The sequence below is a fragment of the Actinomadura rubrisoli genome, assembly GCF_004349215.1.
Lineage (GTDB): Bacteria > Actinomycetota > Actinomycetes > Streptosporangiales > Streptosporangiaceae > Spirillospora > Spirillospora rubrisoli.
This window is the reverse complement of record NZ_SMKU01000325.1, coordinates 1-10753: the sequence shown is the minus strand read 5'-3', so window position 1 is coordinate 10753 and position 10753 is coordinate 1. Positions and strand designations below refer to the sequence as shown.

Sequence of the window (10753 nt, the reverse complement as noted above, 5' to 3'; positions counted from 1 at the left end):
AGGCCGCCCAGGGGTGGACGGGCGCGGACGTGAACGTGGTGAGCCGGCCCATGGCCGGGGCGGGTGTCGCGGCGGTGACCGGGCTGCGCGAAGACGGCTCGTTGGAGACGGCCGTCTACGACCTGGCGAAGGGACGGCGGCTGTGGGCGCGTCCCGCGACCATGGTCGGACGGCTGACCGGGATGGGCGTCCAGCCGCCCGCGGTGGTGGACGGGCCGGGCGGCGGGGTCGTGGTCGCGCTGGAGCCGCAGCGGACGGGCAGGTGGAAGGCGACGCTGGTCGCGCGGGACGCGCGCACGGGTGCCCAGAAGTGGGCGCGGCCGGTCGATTCGACGTTCGGGCCGGTGGGCTGCGGAGCGGGGGTGTGCGTCTCGGAGTTCACCGCGCGGAAGAACGCGCGGTTCGTCGTCCTGGATCCGGCGACCGGGCGGGCGCGGTGGAAGATGGCCGGGATCGCCGAGGTGGAGTGGGCGGACGCGTCCAGGGCCGTCGTGTTCCGCATGGCCGGGCATCCGTCGCTTGAGGCACGCGACCTGGCGTCGGGCAGGACGCTGTGGAGCTTCCCGGTCGAGCGGGCGGTCGGCGGGCGCGTGAACCTGTCGGGCGGCTGGGCGTTCGGTGCGCTGACCGGCCCGTCGGACGTGCTGGTCGGGTACCTCGCGCCCTACCAGGGCGGAAGGCGCGGGGCGCTGTCGGCGTTCGGCTTCTTCGGGCTGCGGCTGGGCGACGGCAAACCCGTGTGGACGCGCAAGCGGCTGCTGCGCGTCTATCCGAGCGCCAATCCGGCCGTCGCGCTGATCGCCCGGCAGGTGACCGCGGCGGGCGCGTACGGCGGGTTCGAGCAGCTCGATCCGCGCACCGGACGGACGACCGGCGCCATCGCGGCGGACAAGGCGCCCAGAACGCCCTGGTGGGTGTCGTTCCCCGCCGACCTCAGCAAGCTGGGCTTCCTCGCGCAGGGCCGGCCCGGCACGGCGTTCGCGCTGCGGGACGCGGCGCCCGCCGACGTCAAGGGGATGCGCGCGTGGTCGTTCTGCACGATGAGCCCGTCCGAGCTGAGGATCTCGGGCCTGCGCGGGTTCTACCCGATCGCGGCGCTGTGCGCGTACGACGTGTCCACGGGACGGCGCATCGCATCGCCTGGGGCGCCTCCGGGCTGGTACACCGGCGCGGTGGACGGCTGGCGGGTCTGGCGGGACGAGCGCGGCGCCCTGCACGCGGTCCGTGACGCGGCGGGCGGCAGTCCCGGCATGTACGGCCCCTGACGTCCCCGCGGGCCGGAACCATGGGGCGGGAATGAGTAGGCCGACCCTTATTGGACTCAATGTCAGCGTAGAGGGGACCCGGCATGTACGCCCCCTGACACAGCAGCTAGATTGCTGATGACCGGCGAGTAACACCGTCCCGCCCGGCGGGGCCGCCCGGTCGCCGTCACCGGCCGCTGAGACAGGAGACCCTCACATGCCCGAGGCAGTCATCGTCGCCACCGCGCGCTCACCGATCGGCCGCGCCTTCAAGGGGTCGCTCAAGGACATCCGGCCCGACGACCTCACCGCCCAGATGATCACCGCCGCGATGGCGAAGGTCCCGCAGCTGGACCCGTCCCAGATCGACGACCTGCTGCTCGGCTGCGGGCTGCCCGGCGGCGAGCAGGGCTACAACATGGCCCGCGTCGTGTCGGTGCTGCTCGGCTGGGACGAGGTGCCCGGCGCCACGATCACCCGGTACTGCTCGTCCTCCCTCCAGACCACCCGGATGGCGCTGCACGCGATCAAGGCGGGCGAGGCCGACGTCATCGTCTCGGCGGGCGTCGAGACCGTCAGCCGCTTCGCCAAGGGCAGCAGCGACGGGCTGCCCGACACTCAGAACCCGCTGTTCGCCGGGGCCCAGGAGCGCACCGCCAAGGCGGCCGAAGGGGGCGCGCCGGTGTGGAGTGACCCGCGCGGGAACAGCGCTCTTCCCGATGTCTACATCGCGATGGGCCAGACCGCCGAGAACGTGGCCGGGCTGCGCGGCGTGACCCGGCAGGCGCAGGACGAGTTCGGCGTCCGCTCGCAGAACCTCGCCGAGAAGGCCCTGGCCAACGGGTTCTGGGAGAAGGACATCACCCCGGTCACGCTCCCGGACGGGACGGTCGTCGCCAAGGACGACGGGCCGAGGCCCGGCACGACCTACGAGAAGGTGTCGCAGCTCCAGCCGGTCTTCCGCCCGGACGGGACGATCACCGCCGGCAACTGCTGCCCGCTGAACGACGGTGCCGCCGCGGTCGTCGTCATGAGCGACACCAAGGCCGCCGAGCTCGGCATCACCCCGCTGGCCCGGATCGTCTCGACCGGCGTCACCGGCCTCTCGCCCGAGATCATGGGCCTCGGCCCGGTGGGCGCCTCCCGCCGGGCCCTGGCCAAGGCGGGCATGACCATCGACGACATCGACCTGGTCGAGATCAACGAGGCGTTCGCCGCGCAGGTGCTGCCGTCCGCCGAGGACCTGGGCATCGACCTGGACAAGCTGAACGTCAACGGCGGCGCCATCGCGGTCGGCCACCCGTTCGGCATGACCGGCGCCCGGATCACCTCGACGCTGCTCAACGGCCTCGCGTTCCACGACAAGCAGTTCGGCCTGGAGACCATGTGCGTCGGCGGCGGCCAGGGCATGGCGATGGTGCTGGAGCGCCTGTCCTGAGCCGGTGGTCACCGTGCGGCGCGGCCCGCGCGCGAAACGCCCTGGGGCACGGGCGTGCGGGCCACCTGCGCGTTTACCGGAGGATATCTCCGTTACGAACGATCTACGTAACGCATTGGATAGGTCCCCGTTAGGGGGTTGTCACATCCCGGCCTCTGTTGCAGAGTCGGCAGGAAGAGCCCCGCGACCTGGAGGTGCCAATTGTCACTGAACCACTCGCCGGAGACGCACAGCAAGCTGATCGCCCGTATTCCGCAAGTCACAGGACGTGACATCCCCGAGTGGTTCACCGCCATCGAGAACGGACCGTCGTTCTCCCGCTGCGAGGAACGCTGTAGCTGGCTGGCCGATGAACACAACCTGTCCCACGGCTACGCCGCCGCGCTGGTGCGCGAACACGAGCGGACGCGCCGCGCTCGCCACTACTGAAGTACCTCACACACAGACTTGGTGGGATCCCGTCAACGGATGACCCCCGCCGTCGTGCCGACATGCCGCCACGACCCTGGCGCAGAGATCCCACAGACGATCGGCCCCTCGCCGCGGCGAGGGGCCGATCGATGTCCGGGGCAGGGCGGTACGGCTGGTCTCTGCCGCCGTAGAAGCTAGTCTCTGCCGCCGTAGAAGTAGCTGAGGAGCCGGAGCATCTCCAGGTAGATCCACACCAGGCTCAGCACCAGGCCGAACGCGCAGTACCAGGCGAACTTCTCCGGCGCGCCCGTCCGGACGCCGGACTCGATCGAGTCGAAGTCCAGCAGCAGGAAGAAGCAGCCGACGAGGATCGCGGCGACGCTGAACACGTACGCCAGCGGGTTGCTCGGGTCGCGGATGCCGATCCCGTCGTCCCCGCCGAAGGCGTGCACGAGCACGTTGACGAGCATCAGCGCGATCAGGGCGAGGCCCGCCGCGATGACGAACCGGGCGAACTTGGGCGTCACCCGGACGATGCGCAGCGTGTAGGCGGCGAGCGTCGCGCCGAACGCCAGCGCGGTGCCGATCACGGCCTGGAAGGCCACGCCGTGGTAGACGTCGTTGTAGGAGTGGCTGATGATGCCGACCGCGACGCCGTAGACGGCGGCGAACGTCAGCACCATGGGCGCGTTGGCCTTGCGGCCGAAGGTGATGAACGCCCAGATGCCGATCTCGGCGACGAGCGCGACGATCAGCACGGGCGCCGCGAGCCGGGTGGGGACGAGCGTCCAGGCCAGCGCGGCGGCGACCGCCAGCGTGACCAGGGTCGCGAATCCGCGGACGACGACGTCGTCCATGGTCATGGGCCGCGTGTCCGGCGGCGCGTAGGCGGGCGCGCCGTACCCCTGGCCGCCGTACATCTGGCCGCCGGGGCCCTGCGCGCCGTAGCCGGGCGCGCCGTATCCCGGGCCTCCGGATCTCTGCTGGAAGGACTGCCCCCGGAACGCCGGGTTTCTGCTCTCCATCGGAGCCTCCATATCGGCCGATCTGAGTCCAGTGTAAACAGCCCGCCGCCCGGCCTCCGGTCATCGCGGTGTGACCGCACCCTCATGGTGGGTGATCGGGGCACCGCCGGCCGGCACCCCTGGCAGAGCGCCGGCCGGTCCTGGTGCCCCTGGTCGGACTCGAACCGACACGTAGGCTCTTTTAGGGAGCCTGCCTCTGCCATTGGGCTACAGGGGCGGCGCAATCATACCGGCCGCGCATTGGGTCTTAGGCGGAGTGATATTCGACTGAGACCCCATTCGCGCCCGGTGGCGTCCCACTCCGCCGGGCGAGCGGTGAACGTGCAGGTCAGCGCCCATCTCGCGGGCTTCCGAGCATCATGGACGGAGCGGGAAAAGGCGCGGTTCAACGGCCCATTACGGCGCGCCCTTCCACGAGGGTGGTTCCCGCACGGCCATCGCGATCCCGGCGAATAGCGCAGATTTCGTGCATGCCGATGCGGCCGCTCTCGCAGGCCAGGGCGGAGGCGGCCAGGTAGAGCAGCCAGACGCGGGCGCGGCCGGTGCCGGTGAGCCGCGCGCACTCCGTCCAGTGCCGCTGGAGGTTGGCCGCCCACGCCCGCAGCGTCCGCGCGTGGTGCTCGCGCAGCGCCGTCACGGCTCGCACTTCGAGGCCAGCGTCCTCCAGCTCGCCGGCGATCTCGCCGAGCGGCCGGAGTTCGCCGTCCTCGGGGAACATGTAGCTGGTGGTGAACGTGCGCCTGATCCGGTGCGGGCCGGGGCGGCGGACGGGCTGCTGCAGGACGAGCCGTCCGCCGGGCGCGAGCAGCTCGAACAGGCGGGGCGGGTCGCGGTCGATGGACTCGACGCCCGCCAGCCCGACGATCGCGTCGTAGGGCCCGTCCCCGGCCTCGGCCAGGTCCCAGCCGCGGGCCTGCACGCCGGTCCCGCCCGCTTGCGTCCGGACGTGCTCGGCCTGCTCGGGGGTGCGGGCCAGCCCGACCACGCGGGCGCCGTGCTTGGCGGCGGCGTACCTGGCGAACGCGCCCCAGCCGCAGCTCAGGTCGAGCAGCCGGGCGCCGGGGAACAGGCCGAGCCGCTCGGCGACGGCCTCGTGGGCGGCGCGCTGGGCCTCGTCCAGGTCGACGGCCTGGTCCCACAGGCCCGTCCCGTGCGCGGTCCCGTCCCCCAGCAGCCGGGCGAAGAACGCCGCCGGCCCGGCCATCGGGCCGCCGGGCCCGTCACCGGTCCGCGCCGGCGGGAACTCCTCGGGCGGCGGCTTCGGCTCGGGTCCCACGGCGCCGAGCGTCACTGCCGTCCGGACGATGTCGCGCTTGTCGTCGCCGCTCAGCCGGATCGGGCGGTCGCCGCTGCGCATCACCTGCTGGACGGCGTCGAGGGCGGCGAAGACGTCGCCCTCGATGTCCAGCTCGCCTGCGACGTAGGCGCGGGCGAGGCCCATCTCGCCCGGCTTCCACAGCAGCCGCCGCAGCGCCCGCCGGTGCCGGATCACGAACGCGGGCGCGCCGGGCGGGCCGACCGAGCTGCCGTCCCAGGCCCTCACCTGGATGGGCAGCTCCCCGGCGGCCTCCCGGCCCTCGCCGAGCATGATCTTGGTGAGCAGGGGCGCCAGCCTGGAGGCGACTCCGTCGTGCATGGTCGGGCACGCCTCCTCGGGGGGCCGGTATCAGACGTCCTGGCGCCTCCCCGCCGCCAGCTCGAACTCCTGGCGCGGCCACTCCAGCTCGCCGAGGGAGACGATCTCGCGCCGGAAGAACAGTGCGAGCGTCCAGTCCGCGGTGATCCGGAACTTGCGGTTGACGGTCGGCATCCGCGACAAATGGTATGTGCGGTGCATGAGCCAGGCGAGAATCCCCCTGAGCTTCACCCCGTAGACGTTCGCGACGCCCTTGTGCAGGCCGAGCCCGGCCACGGACCCGACATAGGCGTGCACATAGGGCTTTCGGGACTTGCCGCGCAGGTCGGCCACGATGTTGTCGCCGAGACGCTTGGCCTGCCTGACCGCGTGCTGGGCGTTCGGCGCGGTGAAGTCGCCGGTGTCGGTCAGGTCGGGCACGGCCGCGTTGTCGCCCGCCGCGTAGACGTGGTCGAGCCCCTCGACGGTCAGCTCGGCGGTCGCCTTGATACGCCCCTTGTCGTCCAGCGGAAGGTCGCTCTCCCGGACGACCGGGTGCGGCTTCACCCCGGCCGTCCACACGAGGGTGCCCGCGTCGAACTCCTCGCCGTCGCTCAGCACGATGTGCCGGTTCTCGGCCGACTTGAGCAGCGTCTCCAGCTTGACCTCGATGCCGCGGCGGCGCAGCGCCTCGGCGGTCCAGCGGCCCATCTCGGGGCCGACCTCGGGCAGGATCCGGCCGGTCGCCTCGACCATCATCCAGCGCATCTCGTCCGCGTCGATGTCCGGGTACCACTTGCAGGCGTCCCGCGCCATGTCCTCCAGCTCGGCGAGCGCCTCGATGCCCGCGAACCCGGCGCCGACGAACACGAACGTGAGCGCCCGGCGCCTGATCTCCTCGTCGGCGGGGTTGGACGCGGCGATGTCGAGCTGGTGCAGGACGTGGTTGCGCAGGAAGATGGCCTCCTCGACGGTCTTGAAGCCGATCCCGCAGTCGGCGAGGCCGGGGATCGGCAGCGTCCGGGACACCGAGCCGAGGGCCACCACGAGCAGGTCGTAGCCGACCTCCCGGGAGGGGGCGCCGGTCGAGGACGCCCCCGCCGGACGGACGGTGACGGTCCGCGAGGCGTGGTCGATCCGCGTCACGAACCCGTTCAGGATCCGGCAGCGCCGCAGGACCCGCCGCAGCGGCGCCACGACGTGCCGGGGCTCCAGGTTGCCCGCCGCGGCCTCCGGCAGGAACGGCTGGTAGGTCATGTAGGACTGCGGGTCGATGACGGTGACGACGACCTCGCCGCGCCGCAGCTCGGAGCGCAGCTTCTTCTGCAGGCGCAGGGCCGTGTACATGCCGACGTACCCGCCGCCGACGATCACGAGGTGCTTGGCGGAACCGGTGGTGCGCTCGGAAGGCATAACGGGAGCGATACCCGCATACACGGCGGCCTCACCGATCTTGCTCCAGATCGTCCGGCGATCACCACCCGTTGCCTGCGAACTTCTCCCCCCGCTCCGGCATCTCACCCGATGTATCACAAGAAAGAAGACAGTGGGGACAGGGCCGGACGGGGGCGCCAAGCGGCCGCGGAAGGCGGGCCGTCGCGGGGATCGGCTCGCCGGCCCCGGCCGCTTGGCCAGGCCCTGCCCCGCCGTCCTCTGGGGGGCGGAAACCGCCTACTAGTAGTCCCGCGCGCGCTTGAAGACGTCGTCGAGCATGCTCTCGGTGACCCGGCCCGTGAACGTGTTCTGCTGGCTCGGGTGGTAGCAGCCCAGCATCAGGACGGGGTCGCGGCGGGCCACCGAAGGCGGCGGCGCCAGCTCGATCTCCGCGCCGTGCCCGAACGCCGGACGGGGCCGCGGCAGCCCGTACCCCGCCTGCCTGAGCGCGGGCCACACGCCCTGCCAGGCGAAACCTCCCAGGCACACCACGCAGCGCACGCTCGGCGCGACGTCCTCCACCTCGCGGGCCAGCCACGGCAGGCACGTCGTGCGTTCGAGCGGGGTGGGCTTGTTGTCGGGCGGCGCGCAGCGGACGGTCGCCGCCATCCGGGCACCGATCAGCCGCTGGCCGTCGCCCGCGTGCACGCTGGTCGGCTGCGCGGCGAGCCCCACCCGGTGCAGCGAGGCGAACAGCCAGTCGCCCGAACGGTCGCCGGTGAAGATGCGGCCGGTCCGGTTCCCGCCGTGCGCGGCCGGGGCCAGGCCCACGATGAGGATGCGGGGCTCCGCCTCGCCCCACCCGGCGATTGGCCGTCCCCAGTACTCCTCGTCCGCGAACGCCTTGCGCCGCTGCACCGCGACCTTCTCCCGCCACTCCACCAGGCGGTCGCAGGCCCGGCACACCGACTGGCGCGCGCACAGCTCGTCCAGGTCCGGTGCCTTCGCTGCCAGCTCGATCACCTCGCCCGCGCCGTGCGCGACGGGCGTTCCGGGGGCGGCGGGGTCCTCCGGCCACCCCGACCCGGGAGGCACGAACGGGGCGTTGGCTGGCATGCCCCCGATCCTCGCACGGCCAACGGCACATCGTCGCGGCGGCGGTGGCGTTACAGGCACGGCCCGTGCGCGGTGCGTGCGCGGCCCGGTGCGCGCGCGAGTGTCCACATGCTCCATGAGTCCGCGACCTTCGCTCGGTACGATGCGTTCGCCGGTCGGGGAGGTGGGTGTCCGGCGCGCATTGCGAAGCGGAGGCAGGCTTTGTCGCAACCGGGCTGGTATCCCGACCCCTACGGAACCGGCAGCCTGCGCTGGTGGGACGGTCAGAACTGGACCGAGCGCCTCAACCCCGAGCCGCTGCGCCCGCCGCGCCTGCGGCCGCCTGAGCAGTCACGACAGGCGTCCGAGCAGGACCGGCGCACCCAGGAGCCCTACCACGCGGCCCCCTACGGCCAGCGGAACGACTGGGGCCGCCAGCCCGCCGTCCAGCCCGTCGACGTGAACGTCCGCGGCCTCCACCTGCACGCCGACGACCAGGTCGTCGCGTACGGGACGGCGTCGCTCACCTGGCCGAGGGTGGAATGGGTGGCCTACTGGGCGGCGCAGCTCCCGTCCGGTTATGGCCAGCGGCCCGGCACCCAGTGGATCTTCCAGGCGGGCCGCTACCCGTTCCGCGGCGGCCCCCGCGTCGAGATCGTCATCGAGCCGGACGCGATGCCCGGACGGCCGCCCGGCCCCGAGGGCGAGCCCGAGCGGATCTGGGGGCGGCTCATCGGGCTGTGCCAGGGCCACGCCGAGAACCGGCTGGTGTCGGAGCTGGCCGGACGAGTGCGGGCCGGCGAGTCGATCGACGTGGCGCAGGGGCTGACCGTCCACCCCGGCGGCGTCCGCGGCAACCGGGTGTCGCTCAGCTGGTCGGCCATCTCCGGGGCCATGGTGGACGGCGGACGGGTCTGGATCCAGCAGTCCAGCGGCACCGCGCCCGTCCTCTACGTCCCGCAGCAGAACCCGAACGCGGTGCTGATCCCCGCGTTGCTGGCGCAGCTTAAGAACTAAAGGGGGTCTGGGGGGTCGTCCCCCCAGAATGACTAGACCAGGGACCAGGCGATGCCGTCGAGGATGTCGTGCTCGCTCACCACGACGGCGCCGAACCCGTACTCCCGCATGATCCGGTCGAGGATGAGCGCGCCCGCGCCGATCACGTCGACCCGTCCGGGGTGCATGACGCCGAACTCGGCGCGCTCGGCCCGGGTGCCGTGCAGCAGCCGCCGCGTCACCTCGTGGACCTGTGTGGCGGTGATGCGCGACAGGTGGATCCGGGACGGCTGGTACTCCGGCAGGTCGAGGGCGATCCCGGCGACCGTGGTGACCGAGCCCGCGAGCCCGACCAGCGTGCGCGCCTCGTCCACGGGGACGGCCTCGCGGACGCGGGCCAGCGCGGCGTCGATGTCGGCGACGGCGTTGGAGATCTGCTGCGGCGAGGGCGGGTCGGCGTCCTTGAAGTGCCGCTCGGTCATCCGCACGCAGCCGATGTCGACCGAGCGGGCGGCGTCGGCGGAGTCGGTGCCCAGGACGAACTCGGTGGAGCCGCCGCCGATGTCGGCCACCAGGTAGGGGCGGGCGGGACGCAGCCCGGCCAGCTCCCCGGTCGCGCCGGTGAACGACAGCTGGGCCTCCTCGTCCCCGCTGATCACCTCGGGGACGACGCCGAAGATCTCGACGACGCCGTCGACGAAGTCGGCGCGGTTCGCGGCGTCGCGGGTGGCGCTGGTCGCCACCACCCGGGTCTTGACCGGGCCGTCGCCGGCCGCGTGCCGCTCGATCAGCGCGGCGTACCGGCGCATCGCGGCGAAGGTGCGCTCCAGCGCGGCCGGGGACAGCCGCCCGGTCCGGTCGACGCCCTCCCCCAGCCGGACGATCTCCATCCGGCGGTCCACGTCGGTGAGGGTGCCGCCGTCCTCGCCCGGCGCGATGTCGGCGATCAGGAGACGGACGGAGTTCGTCCCGCAGTCGATGGCGGCGACGCGAGTCACTGGGCCTCCTCGGCGTGGGGGACGGGGTCGGGTCCGGGGTCGTCCGTGCGGACGCACGGGCCGGAGCGCCACCATTCGGGGAGCGCCTCCAGCGCCTCGCGCCCGAACGGGTTGGCGCCGGGCACGGCGAGCTCGTGGGCGACGAGGGCGTGCAGGCACTTGACGCGCTCGGGCATGCCGCCCGCGCTCTGCATGCCCTCCGGCAGCGGCTCGATGCCGTCCTCGCGGGCGGCCTCGCCGCGGCGGCGCAGGTAGTCCTCGTGGGCGGCGGTGTAAGCGGCCTGGAGGGACGGATCGCCGGCGAGCCTGGCCTGCATTCCGCGCATGAGCCCGCCGCCTTCGAGCGTTCCGATCGCCGAGGCGGCCTTCGGGCACGTGAGATAGAACAGCGTGGGGAACGGGGTGCCGCCCGGGAGCCTCGGCGCCGTCTCGACGACGGCGGGCAGCGCGCAGGGGCACCGGTAGGCGACCCTGCGGATGCCGCGCGGCTCGCGTCCCAGCTGCGCCGCGACGGCGGCCAGGTCGCCCGGGTCCGGCGACCCCCCCTGTCTCTTATA

At 72.8% G+C, this 10753-nt stretch carries 10 protein-coding genes and 1 tRNA gene; 4 read left to right on the top strand and 7 right to left on the bottom strand.

Translation table 11 applies throughout. The annotated features are described in order from the left end of the window. From E1298_RS37705 to E1298_RS37695, 3 genes are all read left to right on the top strand, one after another. Nucleotides 1–1265, top strand: a 1265-nt coding sequence (locus E1298_RS37705; RefSeq protein WP_131902026.1) for an outer membrane protein assembly factor BamB family protein, incomplete at its 5' end; no start/stop codon positions are given. A gap of 196 nt (nt 1266–1461) precedes the next feature. Continuing rightward, nucleotides 1462–2682, top strand: coding sequence for an acetyl-CoA C-acetyltransferase (locus E1298_RS37700; RefSeq protein WP_131902024.1), 1221 nt, complete (start codon nt 1462–1464; stop codon nt 2680–2682). Nucleotides 2683–2883: 201 nt separating this feature from the next. Next, entirely contained in the window at nt 2884–3111 is a 228-nt protein-coding gene (locus tag E1298_RS37695; protein WP_131759630.1) for a DUF4287 domain-containing protein, read from the top strand. Between the two features lie 176 nt (nt 3112–3287). Here E1298_RS37695 and E1298_RS37690 read toward each other — a convergent pair whose 3' ends face one another. The 5 genes from E1298_RS37690 to E1298_RS37670 form a co-directional block, all read right to left on the bottom strand. Then, nucleotides 3288–4118, bottom strand: a complete 831-nt coding sequence (locus E1298_RS37690) for a Bax inhibitor-1/YccA family protein (RefSeq protein WP_131902022.1) — start codon at nt 4116–4118, stop codon at nt 3288–3290. Between the two features lie 141 nt (nt 4119–4259). After that, nucleotides 4260–4335 (bottom strand) — tRNA-Leu (locus E1298_RS37685). Nucleotides 4336–4503: 168 nt separating this feature from the next. Further along, nucleotides 4504–5754, bottom strand: a complete 1251-nt coding sequence (locus E1298_RS37680; RefSeq protein ID WP_131902020.1) for a class I SAM-dependent methyltransferase — start codon at nt 5752–5754, stop codon at nt 4504–4506. Nucleotides 5755–5784: 30 nt separating this feature from the next. After that, nucleotides 5785–7146 carry an NAD(P)/FAD-dependent oxidoreductase gene (locus E1298_RS37675; RefSeq protein WP_131902018.1) on the bottom strand — a complete coding sequence of 454 codons (1362 nt, stop codon included), beginning with the start codon at nt 7144–7146 and terminating at the stop codon, nt 5785–5787. Between the two features lie 261 nt (nt 7147–7407). Further along, nucleotides 7408–8223 (bottom strand): uracil-DNA glycosylase, encoded by an 816-nt coding sequence (locus E1298_RS37670; RefSeq protein ID WP_131902016.1) that lies wholly within the window; start codon nt 8221–8223, stop codon nt 7408–7410. A 201-nt stretch (nt 8224–8424) separates the two neighbouring features. On the opposite strand from E1298_RS37670, the gene E1298_RS37665 reads away from it, so the two are divergent. Then, entirely contained in the window at nt 8425–9219 is a 795-nt protein-coding gene (locus E1298_RS37665; RefSeq protein ID WP_131902014.1) for a DUF2510 domain-containing protein, read from the top strand. A gap of 32 nt (nt 9220–9251) precedes the next feature. Here the strand turns inward: E1298_RS37665 and E1298_RS37660 are convergent, their stop codons facing one another. Both E1298_RS37660 and E1298_RS37655 read right to left on the bottom strand, forming a co-directional pair. Then, nucleotides 9252–10196: a Ppx/GppA phosphatase family protein gene (locus tag E1298_RS37660; RefSeq protein ID WP_131902012.1), complete on the bottom strand. Its 945-nt coding sequence runs from the start codon at nt 10194–10196 to the stop codon at nt 9252–9254. Next, the gene (locus tag E1298_RS37655; protein ID WP_131902028.1) at nt 10193–10717 is read right to left on the bottom strand and encodes a DUF501 domain-containing protein; all 525 of its coding nucleotides are present in this window, start codon (nt 10715–10717) and stop codon (nt 10193–10195) included. The genes E1298_RS37660 and E1298_RS37655 overlap by 4 nt, the downstream gene beginning before the upstream one ends. Nucleotides 10718–10753: the final 36 nt, after the last annotated feature.